The organism is Halosimplex salinum (assembly GCF_003730195.1).
Taxonomy (GTDB): domain Archaea; phylum Halobacteriota; class Halobacteria; order Halobacteriales; family Haloarculaceae; genus Halosimplex; species Halosimplex salinum.
This window is the reverse complement of sequence record NZ_QWGG01000004.1, coordinates 407,296-431,378: the sequence shown is the minus strand read 5'-3', so window position 1 is coordinate 431,378 and position 24,083 is coordinate 407,296. Positions and strand designations below refer to the sequence as shown.

Below are 24,083 nucleotides of genomic sequence, written 5' to 3'. Positions count from 1 at the left end.
TACGCTTGCGATCAGGACTCGTCGCGGGGCGGGAGGCGAACGACCGAGAGCCAGAACTGCTGGAACGACTGGACGACGTCGATGAACTCGCTGGGATCGACCGGCTTCGTCAGGTAGGCGTTCGCCTGGTTCTCGTAGGACTGGACGACGTCTTCCTGGGCCTTCGAACTCGTCAGGATGACGACCGGGAGGCGTTCGAGGTCGGGGTCGGCGCGGATCTCGTCGAGCACTTCGTCGCCGTTCTTGCGGGGGAGGTTGAGGTCGAGGAGGACGATGTCCGGGCGCGGAGCGTCCTCGTGGTCGCCGCGCTGATGGAGAAAGTCCAGCGCCTCGACGCCGTCGGTCGTGACGTGGAGCGTGTTGGCGATCTGGCCCTCCTTGAACGCCTCCTCCGTGAGACGGACGTCGCCGGGGTTGTCCTCGACGAGCAGGATGTCCGCCGAGTTGCGGGAGCGGTTCTGGTCACTCACTGCCGTCTCCTAGGGTCGGCAGCGTGAAAGTAAACGTCGATCCCACACCCGGTTCCGACTCGACCCAGATGTCGCCGCCGTGTCGCTCGACGATGCGTTCACAGAGCGCGAGTCCGATACCGGTTCCGGCGGTCTCGTCCGCGTGGAGGCTCTGGAACACCTCGAAGACCCGGTCGGTGTCGGACGGGTCGATCCCGATACCCTCGTCGCGGACCGAGATGGCCCACCGGTCGCCGTCGGACTCACGACGCTCGTCCGTCGGCCCGTCACCCGACCCGTTCGTGCGGACGGCGTCCCGCTCGGCAGTGATGCGGACACGCGGTGGCTCGTCGCCGCTGTACTGGATAGCGTTCTCCAGCAGGTTCTGGAACACCTGCCGGAGCTGTCCGCCGTCGCCCGCCACGGTGGGCAACGCGTCCGCGGTGATCTCAGCGTCGCTCTCCTCGATCCGGACCTGCAGGTCGTCGCGGACGTCCCCGAGGACGGCGTCCAGGTCGACCGGCTCGAACGATTCGCCGCGGGTGTCGACGCGGGAGTACTGGAGCAGCCCCTCGACCATGTCGCGCATCCGGTCGGCACCGTCGACCGCGAACTCGATGAACTCCCGGCCGTCCTCGTCGAGTTCGTCGGCGTACCGCTTCTCGACCAGCTGCAGGTAACTCGACACCATCCGCAGGGGCTCCTGCAGGTCGTGGGAGGCGGCGTAGGCGAACTGTTCGAGGCGCTCGTTGGAGGTCTGGAGCTGCTCGATCAGGTCTTCGAGGCGCTGTTCGCGCTCCTTTCGCTCGGTGACGTCCTGCGCCGCGCCCCGGAAGGACGCCACGTCACCGTCGACCCGCTCCGGGACGCCCTGTAACCGCAGCCAGCGGAGCTCTCCGCTCCCGGTCCGTAGCCGCACCTCCTCGTCGAAGGCGTCGCCGTTCTCGAGGGCGTCCGCGACGGCCGCCTCGATCCGCGGCCGGTCGTCCTCGTGGTACATGTCGAGGGCCTCGTCCAGCGGCGGTTCCTCGTCGGCGTCCACCGACAGGAGTTCGAAGAGGTACTCGGTCCAGAACACGTCCCGGGTCTCCGGGTCGATCTCCCACCCGCCGACGTCGGCGATGCGCTCGGTCCGCTCGAGCAGGTCGAGCGCCCGTTCGAGTTCGGCCTCGCGCTCGACGCGCTCCGTGACGTCCTCGCCGATGCCGACGACGCGAGCCATCTCGCTGTTCTCGTCGAACACTCTGGTGCCCCGGGCGTGGACCCACCTGACCTCGCCGTCGGGCCGGCGGATCCGGAACTCCTCGTCGAAATCGCGCTCCGGGAGCGCAGTGAACCGCTCGCGGACGCGCTCGCGGTCGTCCGGGTGGACCGCGTCGAGGAACGACAGCGGGTCGTCGTACAGGTGCTGCCGTTCGATCCCCCACACTTCCTCGAACGCCGGGTTGAGGTAGACGAACTCCTCGCCGTCTTCGGCGGCCATCCAGACGATCTCCTCGAGGTTCTCGGCGAGCATACGGAACTTCGCCTCGCTCTCGCGGAGTTCCCGCTGGGCCTCCCGGCGCTCGGTGACGTCCTGGACGACGAGCATCCCGGCGAACACGTCGTCGTCCTGGTTCCTGACGGGGAGCGTGTGCGCGAACAGGTGCCGCCCGCGATACTCGACCTCGAAGGAGTTCCGCTCGCCCGCCAGCGCGGATCGGAAGTACGGCTCGATGTCCTCGAGCAGGTCCTCCGAGTGGATCTCGTAGATACTCTTCCCGGTTCGGTCCGCCGGCGACAGGTCGAGGGTGTCGAGGAGCTGTCCGCCGACGACAGTGTAGCGCAGGTCCTCGTCGAACAGCCCGACGGAGCCGTTCGGGAAGTTCTCGACCAGCGTCCGATACCGGCGCTCGGAGCGGCTGATCTCGCGCTGTTGCTCCTTTCGCTCGGTGATGTCGGTCAGGGCACCGGGGAACATCACCGGGTCGCCCGCCTCGTCGCACTCGACGTGGCCGCGCGCGATGACCCATCTGAGCTCGTCGTCGGCGTCCCGGACGCGGTACTCCGTCTCGTACTCGCCGCACGACTCGATCGCCTCCTCGATCTCCCGTTCGACGCGCTCGCGGTCGGCCTCGTAGATCGATGAGACGAGCCGGTCGAGCGAGACGCCCTCGCGGGCCGCCTCGGGTTCGATGCCGAACGTCCGCGCGAGGGAGGCGTCGGCGACGAACCTGTCCTCGGGGACGTGCCACTCCCACGTTCCGACCGCGCCGGCCTCGGCCGCCGCTTCGATCTGCGACTTCGCGTCGCGCAGGTACTGCTCGCGTTCCTTCTGCTCGGTGATGTCCTGGGCCATCGTCATCCCCGCGAAGACGTCGCCGCGCTCGTCCGTGATTGGCACCGCGTGGACGACCCACTCCCGGCCCGCGTACTCGAGCTCGACCGACCGCTCCTCGCCGTCGATGGCGCCCTCGAACAGGGGTTCGAGCGCCTCCGCGGTGTCCTCGTCCCAGACTTCGCTGAAATGCGCTCCCTCGACCTCTCCCGGCCGGACGGGGATCCGGTCGAACCCCTGTCCCGCGACCAGCGTGTACTGGAGGTCGCGGTCGAACAGCGTCACGATCCCGTTCGGGAAGTACTCGGCGAGCGTCCGGTAGCGACGCTCGGACTCCACGAGCTGGCGCTCGCGCTCCGTCCGTTCGGTGACGTCGCGGTCGGAGACGATGATCGACACGACGTCGCCGTCGTCGTTCGTGACGGGCCTGAAGTAGCCCTCGAGGACGTACCGCTCGCCGTCGGGCCGGGTGAGGTCGGCCTGGAAGTCCACGTATTCGCCCGACGCGGCGCGCTCGGTCCACTCCCTGACGTCGGACTGGACGTCGTCCCCGTCGCCCCACCACGGCGTCTCCCAGAACGCCTCCCCCCGGACGTCCGCGAGGTCGGCGTCGATGTACTCCATCGCCGTCTCGTTGATGTCGAGCACGGTGCCATCCGGGTCGAGCAGGCCGACGAGGATGTTCGGGTCCTCGAAGACGGTCTCGAAGCGCCGCTCCGTCTGCCGGAGCTCCCGCTCGCGCTCGCCGTCCTGGTCCCGAGACGGTCGCTCCCGCCCCTCAGACACGTCTGCGGCGCTGTCGCCCGTCTCGCGGCCGTCGAGCTCCCGAACGACGCCGACGCTCCCTTCTAACCCGCCGTCCGATTCGAGAGGGGTCATCCGCACTTCGCACGGGATCTGCCGGCCGTCACCATCCCGGACAGTCAGGTCGAGGTGGGCGCTCGCTTCCCCGGAGTCAGCGGAGAGTCGGTCGACGGTCCGCTCGATGGCCGACGCGTCCTCGCCGTCGAAGAGCGCGGCGACGGGCTCGCCGCGGAGGTCGTCGCGGGCGGCCCCCGTCAGATCCGCGAAGACGTCGTCGACGGCGACGACACGCCCCTCGGCGTCGAGGTAAAAGATCCCGTCGTCGATGGCGTTCACGAGCGACTGAAACCGTTCGCGGGCCTCTCCGTCGTCCGCGTCGCCCCAGAAAGCCGTGTCGGAGGGCCCTGACCGTCCACTCATATGGTGTATTCACGCCTTCGCTCTGGTTAAGTCCCGTGCCGGTCGCCGACCCGAAGCGGATCGCTCGGAGCGACGGGACCGGCGTCCGACACCGAACCGAAAGTCCCGGAGCGGTGTCGGCCGGTTCTGACACGACCGTCCTGGAGCGGCGTCGGCCCTGGCCCGAGGGAACACGGCTTTCACTGTGTGTCGAGAAGCCCCCGGCGATGGCTGGACTTCTCGTCTCTCTCGTGTTGGTCGTGGTCGGCACCGCCGTCATCTGGAAGGGGAGCGGCTGGTTCGAAGGCGCCGCCGAACGCCTCAGTCGATACTACGGGTTGCCGGTCGCCGTCCACGGCGCCATCGTCGTCGCCGTCGGGTCGAGTTTCCCCGAGATCAGTTCGATCGTCATCAGCACGGTCGTCCACGACGAGTTCTCGCTCGGCGTCGGGGCGATCGTCGGGAGCGCCATCTTCAACCTCCTCGTCATTCCCGCGCTGTCGTCGCTCGCCAGCGAGGAACTGACCGTGACGCGCGACATCGTCCACAAGGACGCGCAGTTCTACATCATCAGCGTCCTCGTCCTGTTCATCGTGTTCGCGCTCGGGGCGACGTACGTTCCGGGCGGAACGAACAGGGCCGCGATCCTGACCCCGGCGCTCGTCGTCCTGCCGCTGGCGACCTACGGCATCTACGTCTTCCTCCACCAGCAGGACGCGAGCGACCACGTCGCCGACGCGGCCGGCGAGGTGCGCCCGCTCCGGGAGTGGGCACTGCTCGCCGTCGCACTGGTCGTCATCGCCGTTGGCGTTGAGGGGGTCGTCCGCGCCGCCCTCTCGTTCGGGGAGCTATTCGGCACGCCGACGTTCCTGTGGGGCCTGACCGTCATCGCCGCCGCGACGAGCCTGCCCGACGCGTTCGTCAGCGTCAACGCCGCCAGAGACGACGACGACGTCACCAGCCTCACCAACGTCCTCGGGAGCAACACCTTCAACCTCCTCGTGGCCATCCCGCTCGGCGTCCTCCTCGCCGGGTCGGCGACCATCGACTTCCTGGCGGCGATCCCGACGATGGGCTTCCTCGCGCTGGCGACGCTCGTTTTCATCGTGTTCACTCGCACGGATCTCGAACTCACCGACCGCGAAGCCTACGCGCTCCTGGGACTCTACGTGGTGTTCCTCCTCTGGATGGGGCTGGAGTCGACCGGCACCATCGAGACCGTCAGGGGGATCTGACCCCCGGCCCGGCGGTGGCCCCACCCTGCTTCGTCCCCACCACAGCCCTCGCCAACCCCGTCTCCCCCTCGACCGAGAGTCGCCGAACCAGCGAGATTTTTACCCGCCCACCTCGGAAGGGTTCGTATGTCGGACCGACCACACGTCGTCGCGATCTGCGGGAGTCTCCGCGAGGAGAGTTACACGCGCAAAGGGCTCGGCGTCGTCCTCGACGCGGCGGCGGCCGCGGGCGCCAGCGTGGACATGGTCGACCTCAGGGAGTTCGACCTCCCGGTGTACGACGCCGACGACGACGCCGCCGGAGACGCCGACCGCCTCCGGGAGCGCGTCGCACGGGCCGACTCGGTGGTGCTCGGGACGCCCGTCTACCACGGGTCGTACTCCTCGGTGATCAAGACGGCCCTCGACTACTGCGGGTTCGACGAGTTCGAGAACACGACGGTCGGCCTGCTCTGCGTCTCCGGGGGCTCGTTCCCCATCACGTCGCTCGACCACCTCCGCTCCGTCTGTCGCGCGCTCAACGCCTGGGTCGTGCCCCACCAGGTGGCGCTCCCGAAGGCTCGCACCAAGTTCGACGGCGAGGAACTGCGGGAGCCGGGCGACGAGGAACGCGTCCGCACCCTCGGTCGGCGCGTCGTCGAGTACGCCACTATCGAACCCGACCCGCCCTGCCTGGAGAGCACCGAGAACGTCGGTGCCGACGACTGAGCCGGTTTACCGGGAGACCGGGGAACCGGTATCAGAAACCAAAAACAGGCCGATAGTTGTAAACGAACGGGGGACACACGACCTGACAATGAGCGAGGTTTCGAGGGTCGTGTGGGTCGAGGGACGCCCGTCGTCCGGGGGACGAACGAGGGGGTCCGACGACGGCCGCGACTCGCTGGAGGGGGGCGGGTTCGCCGTCGAGACCTGCGACACGACGACGCTCGGAGAGCGGATCGACGAGCGTCGGTCGGACTGCGTCGTCTGCGACGGAGACAACACGGCCGACCCCGTGGCCGTGGTCGAGCGGGTCCGGGACCGTGATCCGGTCCTCCCGGTGGTCGTCGTGGCGGCCGACGGTGACGAGGGGCTCGCCCACCGGACCGTCGCCGCCGGCGCCGCGGAGTACGTCCCCGAACGGTCGGGTGACGCCGTCGTGTCCGCAGTCGAGCGTGCGGTCGAGCACGGGGAGCGAGCGCGCGCCGGTCGACGCGCGCGGACGCATCACCGGGTGCTATTCGAGGAGGCGCCCGACCCCATGATCGAGTACGAGTTCGTCGACGGTGAACCGGTCGTCCGATCGGTCAATCGGTCGTTCGTGGAGACGTTCGGATTCGACCGCGCGAGTGCCGTCGGCGAACCGATGAACGACCTCGTCGTCCCCGAGGAGAAGCAGGCGGAAGCGGAGTCGCTCGACGAGCGCGCCCAGTCGGGCAAGCGCGTCGACGCCGAGGTCGAGCGTGAGACCGCCGACGGGGTTCGCGAGTTCCTCTTTCGGAACATCGCGGTCGAGAGCGACGGCGGGCCGGTCGGCTACGCCGTCTACATCGACGTCACGGACCAGCGCGAGCGCGAGCGGCGCCTCCAGGAGCAGAACGACCGACTCAACGAGTTCGCGAGCGTCGTCGGCCACGACCTGCGCAACCCCATGGGCGCGGTCAAGCACCGAATCGAGATGGCGCGCCGGACCGGCGACGACCGCCACCTCGACGACGCGCTCTCTGCGCTCGACCGGATGGACGAGCTACTCAGGGACCTCCTGCAGATGGCGAGACAGGGCGAGGAACTGGGCAAGACCGAACCCGTCTCGCTCGTCGAAGTCGCGCGGACGGCCTGGGGCCACATCGCGACCCGCGAGGCCTCTCTCGTCGTCGGCGACGGCCGGACGGTACTCGCCGACCGCGGTCGACTGACGCAGTTGCTGGAGAACCTCTTCATCAACGCGGTCGAGCACGGGTCCGACGCCGACGAGGGTCGCTCGGTCACGGTCAGAGTCGGCGTCGACGGCGACTGCGTCTTCGTCGAGGACGACGGCCCGGGGATCCCGGCGAGCAACCGGCAGGACGTGTTCGATTCGGGGTTCTCGACGGCGAGCGAGGGGACCGGATACGGCCTGGCGATCGTTCGACAGGTCGCTCGGGCGCACGACTGGGAAGTCGGAGTGACGGACGGGTCGGACGGCGGCGCGCGTTTCGAGTTCCGCGGCGTCGAGTTCGTCGACTCGTGAGCGACGTCTCGAACCCCTCGGAGATACGGACGCGCCGACGTACGAACGTGCAAACGCACGGGACGCGGGACCGTATCCGACCGCCTCGGGTGGATAAATACTTAGTCGGATTCTCACGTCGGATCGCGTAATGTCGTCACCCCCGGGAGACGAGAGCGCATCGACAGACCCAAAGGGAGAAGGAGAACATACGTCAGTGATGACCCGGCCGTACTTCGAAAGCGACCACGGGGAACTCTACGATATCGATGCCGTGGACCTCATCGAGTATCTCTCTGAGAACGACAGGTCCGTGCAGGTGTTGTTCTCCGATCCGCCGTACAATATCGGAAAGGCGGACTGGGACACGTTCGAGAGCGAAGAGTCCTATCTCGACTGGGTGGTCGACTGGGTACGGAAAGCGGGCGATATTCTGGAAGAGGACGGGTCTCTCTTCATCATGGGGTTCTCCGAGGGGCTCGCGGACATCAAATATCGACTCTCCCGGGAGTGCGACTGGTACGACTCGTTGCAGTGGCTCGTCTGGTCGTATCGAAACAAGCCCCAGATGGGGGACGGCGGGTGGACCCGCTCACACGAGAGCATCCTCTGGCTGCGGAAGACCGAGGAGTACAAGTTCCGGATGGACCGGGTCCGGATCCCCTACAACAGCCACACGAAAGAGTACCCGATGCGTGCACAGGGACAGACGTCGCTCTTCGGGAGTGAGGACGGGTACGAGTGGGACCCGAACGTCGAAGGCGCCAAGCCCCGTGATGTCATCGACGTCCCCACGGTCAACAACGCGAGCAGCGAGCGAACCGACCATCCGACGCAGAAACCGGAAGAGCTGCTTCGAAAGATTGTCTGGGCGACGACGGACAAGGACGAGGTCGTACTCGATCCCTTCGGGGGCTCGGGTTCGTCGTACGCCGTCGCGGAACAGCTCGGTCGGAAGTGGATCGGGACCGAAGTCAACGACGACTACCTCGAGATCATCGAGAACCGGCTGACCGACATGGAACATCGGGACGAACCGGACTACTGGATGAAACACGACCTGGACCGGCGACAGCATCGTCGCGAGGTTCGATACGGGAAATCCGAGTAGGCTACCCGTCCGGCGTATCGAAGCGGTCGTCACAGCCGACGCGGGGGATATCTCCGAGTAGAGGTTCGAACTGTGTATCAGCAGAGGTTCGAACTGTGTATCTCGGTAGTTCAGTAGCGGATCGACAGTGTTCGATCGTGGTGTGCCGTAGACGGCCCAGCGTGAGGTCCGGGAGTCCCCGGATCGTTCCCTGTGTGGATCAACAGTACGTCCAGATGTCCTCCAGAATGAGGTCCTTGAACGTAGAAAGCTTGTTCTCGTACCCGTCTTCCGTGATCTTGCTCGGCGGGTCGATGAAGTAGGTCCCCTCCATCGGAGTCAGGTACTCGTAATAGATGTAGTAGTTGTTCGAGACGAACGTCGAGTTGATGCCGTCTTCGCCCTTTCGCTGAACGTCGTGGAGGAAGAACGCGAGGAGGTCGACGTCCTGTTCAAGGAACTGCGACATCAGCATCTTGTCGGTGAATATCTTGGTCATCCGGTCCTTGCTCGTGGTCTTGATGGAGACGAGCGTCTCTTCGGGGTCCAGCGCCGTTTTCGTGGACCGCATGTTGTCGTGCGGACCGAGGATCATGTCCACTTCACAACTGTATTCGTCCCCGGACTCTCCGATAGGGATCTTGAAGAAGTGGTTGTCGTTCGCGATACCCATCTCGTCCACCAGCCCCTCGATGACGCTCTCGAACCGCAGACCGGCGTGTTTCCGGGCCTTGTTTTTGCTACTGGAGAGCGCGTCCAGCCCGATACCCACTCCCTGTGAGATGGTGTACAGGACCTCGTTGATTCGGTTCTGGTCGACGAACTCGGGATAGCTGTCGCGGATCGCTTCGGTCACGCCCCGCGCCGCAGAGATCTCACCGAGGAACGAACTCAGTCGGGAAGACGCCGTCTGGAACTCGTCGACCTCCTGGATGAACAGGTCGGTGTTTACGGGTCGAACCTTTCGTTCGTCGCCGATCGCGTCGACGTCGACGATAGTGTACTCGTCGTACCCTCGAGTAGTGACTGGCGTCGTACCGACTACGCTGTCGGATAGAACGCGGAGGACGCCCTCGGCTGCTGCACGCATGTCCGCAAAGCCCAGAAAATCCGACTCGACGAGAGTCCGCACTTCGGTCTCGTCGTACTCGTACACTGTATCGTCGCCGAAACTCCCCGACGAGCGGGTTTGTCCCATACGGAGCGAGAGGACAGTATCCAGCGATAAATCTGTGTGGATTCGAACTGTCGGATCTCAACGGAGCGGGTCCAGCGTGCGGAGCGACAGTTTCATTGGGGGCTCGGGGATACGTTCGAGTGGCGTCTGCCGGTGTGAGGGAGACGCGTCGAGCGCGGGTAGCCAAGCCAGGAAAAGGCGCAGCGCTTAGGACGCTGTTCCGTAGGGATCCGCCGGTTCAAATCCGGTCCCGCGCACTTCTGTCGACCGCAACGCCGAGCGACAGCGAGGCGTCCGTCGACGAAGTGCGAACAGACCGGATTTGAACCCGGGGAGTCGCAGCGGCCGAGCGAAGCGAGGCCGACCGTCTCCACTCGGTTCAAATCCGGTCCCGCGCATTCTTCCTGCGATCAATCCGTTTGCGGACAACCGGCCGAAGTAAGTCCTCGATGGGGAGCAGAATCGAACGCAGAGAGAAGCGTGACGAGAAATCGGGTAGCTATTGGCAAGATATAAATAACGATTGGTAGACATACGGGGTGAGATGCGCTACACCATCGACAAGCGGCCGAGTTACGCGGTGTTAGAGGTGACGCTGGCGGCGGGTGAGGAGATAGAGACGAAGCCGGGTGCGATGATGACCCAGTCGGCGGGCATCGACAACGAGACGAGCATCGGTGGCGACGACGGTGTGATGGGGATGGCGAAGCGGGCGATCAGCGACGAGCGAGGGCTGATCGAGAACAAGTACTACGCGACCGACGACGACTCGACGGTGACGCTGGTGCCGGACCATCCGGGCGACATCACGGCGATCAACGTCACCGAGCAGGGTCCGATCCGGTCGCAGTCGGGGTCGCTACTGGCGTGGGAGCCGCTGGTCGAGCGCTCGACGGAGCTGAACAACACCTCGAATCTCTTCTCGTCGGGTGAGCTGACGGTGCTGGGCATCTCCGGGCAGGGGATGGCGTTCGTGTCGTCGTACGGGTCGATGTACGAGGTGGACGTGACGCCCGAAGAGCCGCTGACCGTCGACGAGGACCACCTCGTGGCGTGGACGGAGGGGCTGTCGATGAGTCGCCAGCGAGACGGGAGCATCAAGTCGACGATGCTCGGTGGGGAGGGGTACGTGACGGAGTTCTCCGGCGAGGGGCACGTCTGGCTCCAGACGCGGAATCCGCTGACGCTGATGGCCGGCGGCACCGCACACGAGGACGACGACGACGCCGGCGGGCCGAGCGTGGACGACTTTATCTGATCGTCGCTCAGTCCGGTCGACGGCGGGGCCGACGGAGTTAACCGGTCGCCGTCGAACCGGACGCACATGGACCGTAGTTCGAGCGCGACGACGGGAGCGACGTGGAGGGCGCGACGGTGCGAGTGATCCTGGCCGTCGGGACGACGCGGACCGCGGAGATCGAGGGGATCAGCGCCGCGGGCGCGGACCCGGACGCGATGGTTCACACGCCGAGTGCCGACGCCGAGATCGTTGCTTACGGCGAGCCGATCCGAGCGCCGGTGGTCCCCGTGAGCCCGACGGGGTGTCCGACGCCGGCGCTGGTGACGCGGGCGGTGCGGGACCTCGTGGGGTTCGACGTGACTGTCGTCGACGCGGGACTGGCGGAGCCGACCGGTGCGCCGACCGTGACCGTCGGCGCCCGAACGGGAGGGGACGTCAGGGAGGCAGACCCGGTGCCGACGGCGCCGGGGGCGTTCGCGGCGGCGAGAGAGTTCGGACGGGCGCTGCCGGACGACGAAGTGTATCTCGGGGAGTCGATCCCGGGCGGGACGACGACGGCCCTGGGCGTGCAAGCGGCGCTGGGCGAGCGGTCGGCCGGGGGCGAGGGAGCCGGCGTCTCCTCGTCGCTGCCGGAGAATCCGGTGGAGCGCAAGCGCGAAGCGGTCGCCGAGGGGCTCGCGGCCAGCGGGCTGGAGGAGGGAGACCTGTCGGGCGACCCGCGAGCGGCGCTCCGTCGGATGGGCGACCCGGTGCTGGCCGTGGTCGCGGGCACAGCGATGGGCTGTCTCGACACCGACACGGCCGTCACGCTCGCCGGCGGGACACAGCTCGCGACCGTCGCGGCAGTCCTGCGTCACGCCGGCGTCGAGGAGCGCCTGAACCTGTCGACGACGAGTTTCGTCGCCGAGGACCCGTCGGTCGATCTGGACGCCCTCGCCGAGGCGTTCGACCTCTCCGTGACGGTGACCAACCCGGAGTTCGACGGCCGAGAGCACCCCGCCTTCGAGGGGTACGTCGCCGGCGAGGCCAAGGAAGGAGTCGGGATGGGCGGGGCACTGGCGCTCGCCGACTCCGTCGGCGTTCCGATGGCCGACGTGCGGGAGCGAGTGGTCGAACGCTACCGCGCGCTCCCGCTCGACGACTGACCCGCGAACCGAGAAGCGCTCTGCAGGCCTCCGTCCGCATGCAGTAACCCCCTCCCTTCGGCGTGGCTCCGCCCGCTCGCCGATGGCACTGGGTCCGCCCGCAGACCTATCAACTAAAGATTAGGTAGTCCGATCGAACCACCGACGCAGTGGTGAGTTCCCGCCGTTCGCATGACGAACGCACGACGCCGGTCAGACGGGCCGAAACGCTTTTTCCTGTCGGATGAGTTGATACGACAATGACCGGTCTCGACGATTTCTTGGACGAGCTAGTCGCCGATGCGGACGCCGTCTTTCTGTTCTCACCGGGGAAGACACAGTACGAGGCGCTGGCCGAGGACGACGACGTTGTCGTCGTCGGACCGAGCAACGACGTGGAGGCGGAGACGTTCGTGGAGCTCCCCCTGGAGTTCGAGGACCTGCGCGACCGCATCCGGTTCGGTGTCGAGGGCGCCGTCGAACACGGGCACGTCGGCGAAGACGCCGAGCTGGTCTGTCTCGCGGGCGTCTTCGACGAGGACGTCGACACCGTCTCGCAGGTCCGCGCGGACCAGTTCGAGAAGTCGGGCGTGTACGACCTGTTCGCCAACTCGCGAGCAGAACCGTCCGTCATCCGCGACGTGCTGGAGGTCGCCGTCGAACTGGGGAAGAAGGGTCAGAAGGGCAAGCCCGTCGGCGCGCTGTTCGTCGTCGGCGACGCCGGGAAGGTAATGAACAAGTCACGGCCGCTCTCGTACAACCCCTTCGAGAAGTCCCACGTCCACGTTGGCGACCCCATCGTGAACGTGATGCTAAAGGAGTTCTCGCGGCTGGACGGTGCGTTCGTCATCTCGGACTCGGGGAAGATCGTCTCGGCGTACCGCTATCTCGAACCCTCCGCGGAGGGGGTGGACATCCCGAAGGGGCTGGGGGCCCGCCACATGGCCGCCGGGGCGATCACGCGGGACACGAACGCGATCGCGATCGTCCTCTCCGAGAGCGACGGGCTCGTCCGCGGATTCAAAGCCGGTGAACTCATTCTGGAGCTGGATCCGGAGGCGTACTGATGCAGATCGACTGGCCAGGGCTCGTCCGACGGGTGTTCTCAGAGCAGGGCGTGTTCGTCGTCTCTATCGGGATTCTCCTGCTGGGCATGGTGCTCGGCTACCTCATCTGGCGGTGGACTCGACGGATGCTCAGAAACGCGGGCGTCTCGGAGGCCGTCGAGGGGACGCCGTTCGAGCGGACCGCCCGAAGCTTCGGCACGTCGACGGTCGGGATCATCTCCAACATCGCGGCGGTCTTCGTCTACGTGCTCGCGATCGTCCTCGCGATCAACGTCGCGCAGCTGGGGAACACCGACGTGTTCTGGACGCGAGTCACCGCGTACCTCCCCAGCCTGTTCATCGCCGCCCTCGCGCTCATCGTCGGGCTGGTCGTCGGCGACCAGGCGAGGCTCCGGGTCAGCGAACGCCTCCGGAGTATCAAGCTCCCCGAGGTCAGCCTCATCCCCGAACTCGTCAAGTACAGCGTCTTCTACGTCGCCATCCTGATCGCGCTCGGTCAGCTCGGCGTCGAGACCACCGCCCTGGTCGTGCTGCTCGGCGTCTACGCGTTCGCGGTCGTGATCGTCGCGCTCGTGGCCTTCTGGGACCTGCTCCGGTCGGGCGCCGCCGGCATCTACCTCCTCCTCAACGAACCGTACAGCATCGGCGACCGCGTCCGTATCGGTGGCAACGAGGGGATCGTCCAGGAGGTCGACATGTTCACGACGCGCATCGAGAGCGAGGGAGAGGAGTACATCCTCCCCAACCAGAACGTCTTCGAGTCAGGCATCGTCCGCATCCGCGACTGATAGCGCCGGAGAGGGTCGAAGCGGTGACCCGACCGGTCACTCGTCGTCGGTGACGGTCGCCGGGACGCCCGCGACTGTCGTGTCGGGCGGCACGTCTTCGGTGACCAGGGAGTTCGCGGCCACCTGCGCGCCCGCCCCGACCTCCACGCCGGGCAGGACGATCGCCCCCGCACCGATCATCGCGCGTTCGCCGATGACGACGTCTCCGGTCCGATACTCCGTCTGGAGAAACTCGTGACAGAGTATCGTCGCGTCGTAGCCGACGATAGCGTGGTCTTCGATCGTGATGCGGTCCGGCCAGAACACGTCGGGCGTCGACTCCAGTCCCCAGGCGACGCCTGTCCCGACGGTGACCCCGATCCGTCGTAACAGCCAGTTCTTCAGCCGCATGCTCGGGCAGACCCGGCAGACCAGGATGACGACGTAGTTGACCATCACTCGAAGCGGGTTGCGCGCCGTCGTCCAGTGGAAGATGGAGTTGTGCGGTCCCTCGGTCGGATGACTGGTTATCCGACCGTATCGAGGGTTCGTCGACTCGCCGTCGGCCTGCGTGTCTCCGGGCACGACCGGTCGTTCGAACCGCGACGACTTGAATCTCGTCACCGCAGGCGGCGCTGTCGCTCCCGACCGTGTGGAATCAAAAAAAGCTGGGTCCGTGCGTCTATGCGCCGGCTTCGGTCGCAGTCGGTGTCTCGTCGCCGATTCCGTCGTCGGTCTCGGTCTCAGTTTCGTCGCCGATTCCGTCGTCGGTCTCGGTCTCAGTTTCGTCGCCGATTCCGTCGTCGGTCTCGGTCTCGGTCTCTTCGCCCGTCGCGTCCGTTTCGGTTTCCGTCTCGGTCTCGGTCTCGGTCTCCTCACCGGCCGCGTCCGTCTCGGTCTCTTCGCCCATCGCGTCCGTCTCGGTCGCTGCCTCGACGGTCGGGAGAGAGACGGTCATCGTCGCGTCTTCGAGCGGGATGACCTCGAACGAAGCGCCCGCGGGCGAGTCGTCGGGGTCCGTGTAGCCCGCAGCCACTGCGGAGTAGGCGTTACCGCCCTCGACGGAGAGGTTGGCGCTAGCCAGCACCTGCCCCGTCTCGTTCGAACGGATCTCGACCGTGTAGTCCCCCTCCGGCACGTTCACGTAGTCAGAGGCGTTCTGGAAGGAGACGTTCGACGCGAGAACCGTCTCGTTGTCCTCCATGTCGGTCTCCTCGCCGAGGCCGTCGTCGGTCGGAGTCTCGGTCGGGGTGTCCGTCTCGTTCTCCTCACCGAGGCCGTCGGTCTCGGTCGGGGTGTCGGTCGGGGTGTCCGTCTCGTTCTCCTCACCGAGGCCGTCGGTCTCGGTCGGAGTGTCGGTTTCGTTCTCTTCCTGCGCAGCCATGGCCATCTCGGATTCGGTCTCAGTTTCGGTCTCCGTCTCCTCGCCCATGGCGTCGGTCTCGGTTTCGGTCTCCGTCTCAGTCTCTGTCTCTTCGCCCGTGGCGTCGGTTTCAGTCTCCGTCTCCTCGCCGACACCGTCGGTCTCGGTTTCGGTCTCCGTCTCAGTCTCCGTCTCCTCGCCCATGGCGTCGGTCTCCGTCTCTTCGGTCGGTCCTTCGGAGACGACTACGTCGACCGCTTCGGCGTCGGGTGAGAGGTGGACGACGCTGACGGCGGCCATGTCGTCACTGGGTTCCCAGGCGTCGTTCTCGAAGACGACGGGTTCGAACTCCGTGTCGGAGTCGGTCGTGAACTCACCGCTGGCGGCGATCGTCGCGACCATTCGCGGTTCGACCGTCACGTTCCCTTCGTAGAGCACGTTACTCTGCTGACCCGCGGCCGTGATCGTCACGTTGTACGTCCCGGCGGTGACGTTCACGTAGTCGGTCACGTTCCCGAACTGCGCGTCCGACACGACCGTTTCGTTACCGAGCGTTACGTTGACCGCGGGCGCGTCCGGGGAGAAGTGCGCGACACGCAGGTACGACGTGTCCTGTGTCTGCTCCTCCTCTGTGTCCTCCTGTGCCGAAAACGAGGCCGCACCGCCCATCGCGAGCGCGCTCACGACGAGTGTCAGTGCGACCGCTCCGACTAATGCTTTCGTGTATTTCTCGTAAGTCATCCGGTCGAATCTACGGCCGAGAGACACTTTGTTATCCTCCGCCCATCCGCCCCCCGTGATCTGTAAGCGCGGACAACCCGCCGCCGCCGCCGAATAGCGTCGCCTTTGTGTCACAGATTCCCACACGACCGACCGCGAATCGACGGGTCCGAACCTCGCCCAGTCGGGCGTCGAATAGCCCGCTCAGCCGGTAACGAGGCGTTACTCGACGCGGCGCCGACTGCTCTGTCCGCCAGCCACAGACGTGTTACCTCGCCGACCTGTGTAGATTGATACCATGTGTCCTGACCAGTGTCAACGTGCCGCGCGGTAAACGCTCGTTTGTCGAGGTCCCCGGTCGTCAGAGAACGAGGACCGATCGGATTCGAGACCTGATCGGGAGCCACACGGGACCCCGACGAAGGTCAGGCGAGCAGTGGGCCGGGCGAACAGTGGGTCGGTCGATCACGACACGGCCACGGAGCACTGGACTCGTCTCCCGTTCGTCTCCGATCTGTCGACGACCACCAGATACAATACCGGGCTAAGCGAAGCGAATCCTATGGGAACAGGTCGCGTCGAACGGATCCACGTCTCTCCCGACAGCGGCGAACCGATGGAAGCGCGCGAGTCGGTCGAGGCCGTGGCCGGTCGCGGGCTCCGCGGCGACCGGTACTTCGACGACCGGGGCCTCTGGAACGAGATCGAGGCCGACCCCGACAACGACCTCACGGGCGCCAGCGAGGTCACCTTCATCGAGTCGGAGGCGCTGGCCGCCGTCGAGCGCGAGACCGACATCGCAGTCCCGACCGGCGCACACCGCCGGAACGTGACGACCCGCGACGTCCCGCTCAACCACCTCGTCGACCGGCAGTTTCGCGTCGGCGAAGCCGTCTGCGAGGGGATCCAGCTGTGCGAGCCGTGTAGCTACATGGAGTCGCTCGTCGGCGAGGACGGTCTGGAGGCCGCGCTCGTCCACCGCGGCGGACTGGACGCCCGGATCGTCGAGTCTGGAGAGATCACCGTCGGCGACGAGTTCGAGTGGTGACTCTCTAACGGGTTTGCTCCTCGTAACTTCTCAAAAGTGCGCCGGCCGGGATTTGAACCCGATGCCAGACCTCACTGCGTTCGGTCTGCCGTGATTCAAATCCCTCTGACGAGTTCGCTCCTCGCGTCCGCTCGTCGCAGAACTGCGCCGGCCGGGATTTGAACCCGGGCCATGAGCTTGGAAGGCTCAGGTCCTACCACTAGACCACCGGCGCTCACTCACTGCGTTCGTTCGCCCCGAGGCTCGCGAACGCTCCGCGTTCGCTCACCACCGGCGCGCTTCGCTCGCGCCCCGAGCCTGACCTCGCTTCGCTCGGTCAGACACCGGCGCTCACTACCCGCTTCTTGGCCGCCGATTAAGGATGTTTCCTTTCGCTGGCGGTCACCCGAATCTGAGCGTCACCGACCGCGCTCGCTCCAGCAGGGAGTCGTCGTAGCTCTCCGCGGTCTGCGTGGGGTGTGCATCGTCGATCCGCCGCACTGTCTCGACGGTGTTGGCGAAGTTCTTGTAGGTCGCCTCGTCGACCATCTGTCCGTCGAGGACGACCGCGCCGGTGCCCTCGCGTTTGGCCTCGTTGAACCCCTCGACCTTGTCGAGCGCCGATTCGAGTTCGGAGGCCGTCGGCATGTGGACGCGATTGGCCTGGGACGTCTGCTTGGGGTGGAGCGACCACGAGCCGTCGAGTCCGATGCGCGCCTCGCGCTCGACCTGGTCGGCGTAGCCGGGCGCGTTGTAGTAGGTGACGCCAGCCCGCTCGTCGAACAGGCGGTCGAACGGACCGCCGATAGCGACCAGTCCGCCCGCCGACGCCTCGTTGGAGAGCCGTTCGAGTAGCCCGCTCCAGCGCGGGCGCTCGCCGTCCATCGCTCGACCGCCGAGGTCGGCCGTGTAGTCGACGGGGCCGAAGACGAGTCCCGCGAGTCGGTCGTCCTCGCCGAGGCGAGCGATGTCGGGGAGGTCGGAGACCGCGGCGGCGGTCTCGACGATGACGGTGAGTTCGAGGCTCCCGTCGTCGTAGCCGTGGTCGCGTTCGGCCTCGGCGACGGCGCCGACCGCGTCCTGTACGTCCGAGAGCCGCCCCACCTTCGGGACGACGACGCCGTCGAGGTGGTCGCCGACCTCGCCGACGAGGCGGTCGATCTGGTCGCGGCCGCGGTCGCGGAACTCGGCGTCGTCGTGAGCCCACTCGACGCGGGGCCACACCTCGCCGCCGAAGTCGGGTGCGAGGCCGGGGAGTCGGTCGACGACGTTCTCCACCGCTTCGGCTTTCATGTCCGGCGCCGTCCCGTCCTCGATGTCCGGGACGAGCCAGTCGGGGGCCTCGAATCCCTCGGCTTCGAGGCCGGATTCGAGGTACTTCGCCGAGTCCTCTCGCGGGACGGCGGCCGGTGCGGTCTGGAACGTGCGACAGAGTCGTGTCATAGGTGGGTTGTCGTCTGCGTGTCGGTGGTCGTCTCGGACGCGTCGACGCGGTCGATCAGCGCCCGCCTGGTGCCGGAGTACACCGGTCGCTCGTCGCCAGTGAACGCGACGTGTTCGAAGGTGACTTCGCCGGCCCGCGACGGGCCCGACGAGCCGTCGGCGTCGAGGACGCGAGTGAACGCGAACACCGTGTCGCCGGCGGTCACGAAGTCGTGGAACCGCTCGTCGTCGAAGGCCAGTTCGCGGTAGGTCCGCTCGTCCGAGCGAGCGTGACCGAGCGCGGTCGAGCGGGTCACGTCGCCGTAGGCGACCGGTTCGCCCGACGGCGAGTCGCGCATGGCCTCGGCGTTGTGGTGCTGGCGAGCGGTGTTGAGCGTCGCCAGCGGGAGCGCCGCGACGGTGACCGCGTCCATCGTCCGCCCGCGCTCGTGTCGGTAGGCGACAGCGGCGTCCCGGTCCGCCGCCTCGTCGAACGCGCGCCGGAAGTCCTCGAACGCGCCGCCCTCGGGGGTGACGAACGTCTCCGGGAGCGCGGGCGTGGACTCGTCACCCGGCGGCGACTCGTCCGCAGATTCGGACCGGCCACCGTCCGTCGCGGCCGGCTCGCGCCGCGGGAGCATGTTCGTTCGCTCGTAGGAGACGAGTGTCTCGCCGTCGTCGGCGTCGATGCCACGGGTCTCCCAGGTGACGATGCCGTACTCGGGACGGGAACTCGACGTGCGGGTCGCCTCGACGGTGGACTCGACACGCAGTTCCGTCCCCGGCGGGACGCCGTGGCGGTGGAAGCGCACGCCGTCGCGGCCGAGGAAGTACCCGCCCTTCTCGCTCAGGTCCTCGACGGAGGGGCCCATCACCGAGGCCAGCAGGTAGTCGGGGTGGATCGGCGGGTCGTCGAAGCCGCGAGCGCGGGCGGCGTCGGTCCGCCAGTGGGCCGGGTCGTGGTTGAGCGTCTGGGCCATCCACGTCTCGTTGCCCGAGCGGGTGAGGCGGAGGCCGGGCGCGTGTTCGATCGTTGCGCCCTCGGTGAAATCCTCGAAGTAGTTGCCCTTCTCGCGGGTCTCGACGAGGTCGAGCGCGGCCGAGAACGTCTCCGGGTCGGTCCAGTCAGTCATCGGCGGCCACCTCCCGGTCGGCCCGCTCCCGACGAGCGAGCGTCCGACGCATCTCGTTGGTGACGACCATGAACCCCTCGTCGAAGCCCATGCCGGGCTTGGCGAGGAGCTGTGCGGCGTCGGTAGCGAGCGCGACGTGGACGCAGGCCCGCGCGGAGACGGCCGTCTCGTTGCAGGTGCCGCCGAGATACGCGCGGGTGTCCGTCCCCTCGCACTCGGCGACGGCGCGGGCGCTCCGCTGGATGCCGCCCAGGTCGGGCGTCTTCACCTGCACCACGTCCGCGGCCTCGGCGTCGACGAACGCCTGCACGTCGTCGAAGGTGTTGCACCACTCGTCGGCGACGACGTCGACCGGGACGCCCGCGTCGGCCAGTCCGTCGCGGAGTTCGGCCATCTCCGCGATCTGTTCGGCGCGACCGCCCGCGTCCATCGGCCCCTCGACCTGGAGGGGGTACGGGTCGGCGGCCGCCGCGAGGTCGGCGAAGTAGTCGAGGACCTCGGCGCGGTCGTACGGCGGGCAGAACAGTTCGCCGATCGTGCCGTACACGTCCACGTGGAAGCGCGGGTGGTACCCTTCGGGACCGAGTTCGTCTGCGCGGTCACCCAGCCACTCCAGGTACTCGACCAGCCGCTCGCCCTCGCTCCCGAGTTTGGCCTCGCTGTTGAACAGGCCGTGGGGGAGGACCGGCACGCCCTTGACGAGCATCTTCTCGGCGTTGCGCCGGCGCGCGTCGCCGGACTGGCCGAACACCGGGATGGGGTCGGTGGCGGGCGTCGTCCCGAGCGCGTCCGCGAGCACGTCGGTGGGTGTGTCTCGCCGGGCACGCGCGGCCGCGAACAGGAGCGCCTGCGAGACGCCGTAGCGGACCGCCGTGTGGAGCGCGTCTCCGTCTTCGGCAGCAGAGGGTAGCATCTCCACGACGGAGACGTTGTCCGCGAACGCCCGCGGGTCGCGGCCCCGGAGCGCGTCGCCGACCTGTCCCTCGACGACCGGCGCGTAGTCGTCGGCGCGAAAGAGCGGGTCGCGGCCGCCCGCGCCGGAGTACTGGACGGCGGCGCAGTCGCCGCGGACGACGCTCCCGTCCGAGAGTTCGAGTTCGACGATCAGCGCCTCGCCGGCCTGCCGGACGGCGTCGAACCCCTCGGAGACCGGATCGCCCGCGTACGCGAACCCGTCTTCCTCGGCTCCGGTCTTGATCGCCCGCTGGTCGTCGAAGTAGAAGCCGGAGACGCCCGGGACGGCGCGAACCGAGTCAATCCGCATCGCTCTCACCTCCCCGGGTGTCGACGCCGTCACCGGGGCCGCCACCGTCGGACGGCGTCGGTCGGCCGATCAGTTTCCCGTCACTGATGGCGTCGACGTCGTCGGCGACCATCCTGAAGGAGCGACTGCGCCCTTCGGTTCGAGCACGTTCGTCGAGGCGGGCCTCGTGTATCTCTTTGGTCTCGTCGGGGACCGCGAGGTCGCCCCACTCGAGGATTCGGACCCGTCCGTCGTCGTCACGGGCGGGGAGGACCGCGGCCGCCGCGCTGTCGCTGGGCGCGAAGGGGACGTCGAGCGCGCCCGAGTCGAAGGCCGCGACCGTTCCGCGGGCCACGTCGCCGTCGCCGTGGGAGACGACCGACTCCACGAGCGAGCGCGCCGTGCGCTCGATGAGGTTCTGTTCCTCGTCGATGCCGTCGATGAGTATCTCCTGTTCGACCATCATATCGATCAGCTGTCTGGTGGTGCGCAGGCCGGCGGCGTTGGCCTCGCGAGTCGGAACCCCCTGAAACTCCTGCGGTGACTTGGTGATGACCTTGTCCGGTCGGGCGAGCGCGGCCGTCGCGCCGCCGAGGCCGATGACGCCGCTTGCGCGGGCTTCGTCCGGCGGGAAACCGCCCATCCACTCGTGGAAGACGGTGGTGACGACGGCATCGTCAGGGAGGTACTCCTCGCCGAGTTCCCGGAGGGCGCGGAGCGCGGCCACGTCCTGCACGACGTTGCCGACCTGTCCGTAGCCGAGCGTGAGCGACCGGACGCCCTGCGTCGCCGCGAGGAGTCCTTCGACGATCATCACCGCGATGGCGATAGCGGGCGGGACGAGCGTGCCCGTGAGCGGGCCGAACGGTTCGCGGTTGATGCGGACGCCGCGCTCGGTGTACGCCCCGCAGAGCCGGTCGACGAACTGCCAGTGTTCGATCGTCTCTTCGAGGTCGTGTTCCTTCGTGTATGGGATGTTGTACGAGATGGGGCCGCCCTCGAAGCTCTGGAAGCCGCCCGCGAGCGTGACGATAGCGAGCAGGCGGGCGTCGGGCGTCCCGTGGCGGACCTCCACCGGCGCGTCGACCGACTGGATCAGCTCGCGGCAGGCGTCGACGCCGTGGTTGACGGCGGGGAAGCCGTTCAGCGTGTCGTTCCCCGATTCGCGGGCCTCAGCGAGCCCCTCCGCGGCCTTCTCGTACTCGTTGTCGCGGGTGTAGGAGTCGATGGTCGTCGGGAGCAGGTCGGCCCCGCCCTCGGTCTCGAGGTGTACGAGCAGTTCGATCTGGTCGTCGAGTCGCGGGACGCCGGCGCGGGGCTGGAGGAGCGGACGGTCGGCCGACTCCAGCACGTCCGCGAACCGCTTGCTCGCCGGCAGCGACTCGTGGAACTCGATAGCGTCCTCGAAGTCGGCGTCGGCGCCGGTGGGCCACCGGTCGCGCAGTTCGGACGCCGTTTCGCGTAGCTGGTCGCCGGGAATGCGGTCGTCGCGGAGCATCTACGAGTTCACGCTGACCCGTTCGGTTTCGGTCGTCGTGTGGTCGAGGTCGCGTTCGAGCGAGGCGACGACCGCCTCGGGGTCGGTCTCCGCGTCGAAGACGCGGTCGAACCCGAGCTCGCGGAACACGTCCTCAGTCTCGGCCCAGTCGTTCTGGCCGACCGCGAGGTTGCCGCCGATGTACGTGACGGCGTCGCAGTCCGCGTCCGCGAGTCGCTCGTGGAGGCCCTGACAGTCCTGCTCCGCGTGACCGTAGAGCGAGGAGACGAGTACGGCCCCCGCGTCCTCGGACTCCGCGGCCGAGACGAACTCGGCTTTCGAGGTCTGGACGCCCAGGTTCTCGACGTCGAACCCGGCCGCCGTGAGCGCCTGTTCGAGAATCGTGATGCCGACGACGTGCGCGTCGGACCCGATCACTCCGAGGATGACTGTCTGCCCCATGTGAGTATCACCACCGATGGCGGCCACTGCCATAAACATAATGGTCTTTCATGATAGTCTTGGTAACCGTTCACACAGGGCCCGAAAACAGTTATCTCAGTATGTAATGATTTATCACTAGGTTTTATGGCGAGCGGGCGCTTCGAGGTGGTATGGGCGCACTGTCGGACCTGCGCGTGGTCGACCTGACCCAGGTGCTCGCCGGGCCGTACTGTACGATGTTGCTCGCGGACATGGGCGCGGACGTGGTAAAGGTCGAGCGGCCGGGCGGCGACCTCATCCGGTCGAACCCGCCGTTCGTCGACGGCCCCGAAGCCGAGGCCTACGGCGGCTACTTCCAGAGCGTCAACCGGAACAAGCGCTCGCTCGAACTCGACCTCGACGACCCGGAGGACCGCGCGGACTTCCTCTCGCTCGTCGAGACCGCCGACGTGGTCGTCGAGAACTACCGCGTTGGCACGATGGAGCAGTTCGACCTCGGCTACGAGACCCTCCGCGAACACAACCCGTCGCTGATCTACTCCTCGATCCGCGGCTTCGGCGACCCGCGGACCGGCGAGACAGAACGGCAGGGCCAGCCCTCCTTCGACCTCATCGCACAGGCGCTGGGCGGCGTGATGGAGATAACCGGCCAGCCCGACGGCCCGCCGACGAAGGTCGGCCCCGGCATCGGCGACCTCTTCACCGCCGTACTCAACGCCGTCGGCATCCTCGCGGCGGTCCACCACCGCGACCGTACCGGCGAGGGCCAGTACGTCGACACCGCGATGTACGACGCGATGGTCTCCATGTGCGAACGCACCGTCTACCAGTACTCCTACACCGGCGATGCACCCGGCCGCCGCGGGAACGCGCACCCGACCCTGTTCCCCTACAACGCCTTCGAGACGACAGACGGCCACGTCGTGATCGCCGCCTTCTCCGACGGGCACTGGCGCGCGCTCTGCGAGACGATGGACCGCCCCGACCTCGCGGCCGACTACCCGAGCGGTGCCGACCGACTCGCAGAGCGCGAAACGCTGCGCGCGGAGATCGCCGAGTGGACGCGACCCCGGACCGCCGACGAGGTCGTCGCCGCGCTCGACGGCTCGGTCCCGGCGGCCCCGGTGCAGGACACGAGCGACGTCTTCGACGACCCGCACGTCCGGGCCCGCGACATGCTCGCGACCGTCGACCAGCCCGGTGCCGACGAGCGCGTCACCATCGCCGGCAGCCCGATCAAGCTGAGCGAGACGCCGACCGGCGTCGAGCGCCGCGCTCCCCTGCTCGACGAACACCGCGACGAACTCCTCGAATCGGGCGCGTCCGAAGCGGCCGACGGCGAACGCGCCGGCGGCGACGACTGACCGAGGAGGACCCCCTCGACGTATCGAATT

At 67.4% G+C, this 24,083-nt stretch carries 20 protein-coding genes and 2 tRNA genes; 11 read left to right on the top strand and 11 right to left on the bottom strand.

Annotated features, from left to right (window positions below; genetic code table 11):
* Positions 1-11: 11 nt before the first annotated feature.
* Both D1409_RS13400 and D1409_RS13395 read right to left on the bottom strand, forming a co-directional pair.
* Positions 12-470 carry a response regulator gene (locus tag D1409_RS13400; protein WP_123537481.1) on the bottom strand — a complete coding sequence of 153 codons (459 nt, stop codon included), beginning with the start codon at positions 468-470 and terminating at the stop codon, positions 12-14.
* Positions 463-3,990: a PAS domain S-box protein gene (locus tag D1409_RS13395; RefSeq protein ID WP_123537480.1), complete on the bottom strand. Its 3,528-nt coding sequence runs from the start codon at positions 3,988-3,990 to the stop codon at positions 463-465. The genes D1409_RS13400 and D1409_RS13395 overlap by 8 nt, the downstream gene beginning before the upstream one ends.
* A 206-nt stretch (positions 3,991-4,196) precedes the next feature.
* Between D1409_RS13395 and D1409_RS13390 the strand changes: the two genes are divergently transcribed.
* From D1409_RS13390 to D1409_RS13375, 4 genes are all read left to right on the top strand, one after another.
* A complete protein-coding gene (locus D1409_RS13390; RefSeq protein ID WP_123537479.1) occupies positions 4,197-5,204 on the top strand; it encodes a sodium:calcium antiporter in 1,008 nt (335 codons plus the stop codon).
* Between the two features lie 126 nt (positions 5,205-5,330).
* Positions 5,331-5,912, top strand: coding sequence for an NADPH-dependent FMN reductase (locus tag D1409_RS13385; RefSeq protein ID WP_123537478.1), 582 nt, complete (start codon positions 5,331-5,333; stop codon positions 5,910-5,912).
* Positions 5,913-6,000: 88 nt separating this feature from the next.
* Positions 6,001-7,416 (top strand): receiver/sensor box histidine kinase, encoded by a 1,416-nt coding sequence (locus D1409_RS13380; protein WP_123537477.1) that lies wholly within the window; start codon positions 6,001-6,003, stop codon positions 7,414-7,416.
* 199 nt (positions 7,417-7,615) lie between these two features.
* Entirely contained in the window at positions 7,616-8,506 is an 891-nt protein-coding gene (locus D1409_RS13375) for a DNA-methyltransferase (protein WP_164471679.1), read from the top strand.
* A gap of 199 nt (positions 8,507-8,705) precedes the next feature.
* Here D1409_RS13375 and D1409_RS13370 read toward each other — a convergent pair whose 3' ends face one another.
* Positions 8,706-9,683 (bottom strand): hypothetical protein, encoded by a 978-nt coding sequence (locus D1409_RS13370; RefSeq protein ID WP_123537475.1) that lies wholly within the window; start codon positions 9,681-9,683, stop codon positions 8,706-8,708.
* Between the two features lie 152 nt (positions 9,684-9,835).
* Here D1409_RS13370 and D1409_RS13365 point away from each other — a divergent pair.
* The 5 genes from D1409_RS13365 (at position 9,836) to D1409_RS13345 (ending at position 13,881) form a co-directional block, all read left to right on the top strand.
* Positions 9,836-9,919: transfer RNA gene (locus D1409_RS13365), tRNA-Leu, on the top strand.
* A gap of 287 nt (positions 9,920-10,206) precedes the next feature.
* Positions 10,207-10,920 carry a TIGR00266 family protein gene (locus D1409_RS13360; RefSeq protein WP_123537474.1) on the top strand — a complete coding sequence of 238 codons (714 nt, stop codon included), beginning with the start codon at positions 10,207-10,209 and terminating at the stop codon, positions 10,918-10,920.
* Between the two features lie 116 nt (positions 10,921-11,036).
* Positions 11,037-12,047, top strand: coding sequence for a nicotinate-nucleotide--dimethylbenzimidazole phosphoribosyltransferase (locus tag D1409_RS13355; RefSeq protein ID WP_123537639.1), 1,011 nt, complete (start codon positions 11,037-11,039; stop codon positions 12,045-12,047).
* 239 nt (positions 12,048-12,286) lie between these two features.
* Positions 12,287-13,093, top strand: coding sequence for a diadenylate cyclase DacZ (gene dacZ, locus D1409_RS13350; protein ID WP_123537473.1), 807 nt, complete (start codon positions 12,287-12,289; stop codon positions 13,091-13,093).
* Positions 13,093-13,881 (top strand): mechanosensitive ion channel domain-containing protein, encoded by a 789-nt coding sequence (locus tag D1409_RS13345; protein ID WP_123537472.1) that lies wholly within the window; start codon positions 13,093-13,095, stop codon positions 13,879-13,881. The genes dacZ and D1409_RS13345 overlap by 1 nt, the downstream gene beginning before the upstream one ends.
* 36 nt (positions 13,882-13,917) lie before the next feature.
* Here the strand turns inward: D1409_RS13345 and D1409_RS13340 are convergent, their stop codons facing one another.
* Positions 13,918-14,445 carry an acyltransferase gene (locus D1409_RS13340; RefSeq protein WP_123537638.1) on the bottom strand — a complete coding sequence of 176 codons (528 nt, stop codon included), beginning with the start codon at positions 14,443-14,445 and terminating at the stop codon, positions 13,918-13,920.
* Between the two features lie 97 nt (positions 14,446-14,542).
* The gene (locus D1409_RS13335) at positions 14,543-15,964 is read right to left on the bottom strand and encodes a DUF4397 domain-containing protein (protein ID WP_123537471.1); all 1,422 of its coding nucleotides are present in this window, start codon (positions 15,962-15,964) and stop codon (positions 14,543-14,545) included.
* A gap of 595 nt (positions 15,965-16,559) precedes the next feature.
* On the opposite strand from D1409_RS13335, the gene D1409_RS13330 reads away from it, so the two are divergent.
* Positions 16,560-16,991: an MOSC domain-containing protein gene (locus D1409_RS13330; RefSeq protein ID WP_123537637.1), complete on the top strand. Its 432-nt coding sequence runs from the start codon at positions 16,560-16,562 to the stop codon at positions 16,989-16,991.
* A gap of 143 nt (positions 16,992-17,134) precedes the next feature.
* On the opposite strand, the gene D1409_RS13325 is transcribed toward D1409_RS13330, so the two are convergent.
* The 6 genes from D1409_RS13325 to glmS all read right to left on the bottom strand — a co-directional run bounded on the left by D1409_RS13325 (position 17,135) and on the right by glmS (position 22,707).
* Positions 17,135-17,205 (bottom strand) — tRNA-Gly (locus D1409_RS13325).
* Between the two features lie 167 nt (positions 17,206-17,372).
* Entirely contained in the window at positions 17,373-18,413 is a 1,041-nt protein-coding gene (citE, locus tag D1409_RS13320) for an L-malyl-CoA/beta-methylmalyl-CoA lyase (RefSeq protein WP_123537470.1), read from the bottom strand.
* Positions 18,410-19,525 (bottom strand): 2-methylfumaryl-CoA hydratase, encoded by a 1,116-nt coding sequence (mch, locus tag D1409_RS13315; protein WP_123537469.1) that lies wholly within the window; start codon positions 19,523-19,525, stop codon positions 18,410-18,412. The genes citE and mch overlap by 4 nt, the downstream gene beginning before the upstream one ends.
* Positions 19,518-20,789 carry a methylaspartate ammonia-lyase gene (locus tag D1409_RS13310; protein WP_123537636.1) on the bottom strand — a complete coding sequence of 424 codons (1,272 nt, stop codon included), beginning with the start codon at positions 20,787-20,789 and terminating at the stop codon, positions 19,518-19,520. Before D1409_RS13310 ends, mch begins: the two co-directional genes overlap by 8 nt.
* Positions 20,779-22,266 (bottom strand): methylaspartate mutase subunit E, encoded by a 1,488-nt coding sequence (locus D1409_RS13305; RefSeq protein WP_123537468.1) that lies wholly within the window; start codon positions 22,264-22,266, stop codon positions 20,779-20,781. The genes D1409_RS13310 and D1409_RS13305 overlap by 11 nt, the downstream gene beginning before the upstream one ends.
* On the bottom strand, positions 22,267-22,707 hold the full coding sequence (gene glmS / locus D1409_RS13300; RefSeq protein WP_206425049.1) for a methylaspartate mutase subunit S: 441 nt from the start codon (positions 22,705-22,707) through the stop codon (positions 22,267-22,269).
* Positions 22,708-22,859: 152 nt separating this feature from the next.
* Here glmS and mct point away from each other — a divergent pair, with 152 nt between their 5' ends.
* Positions 22,860-24,053 (top strand): succinyl-CoA:mesaconate CoA-transferase, encoded by a 1,194-nt coding sequence (gene mct, locus D1409_RS13295; protein ID WP_123537467.1) that lies wholly within the window; start codon positions 22,860-22,862, stop codon positions 24,051-24,053.
* Positions 24,054-24,083: the final 30 nt, after the last annotated feature.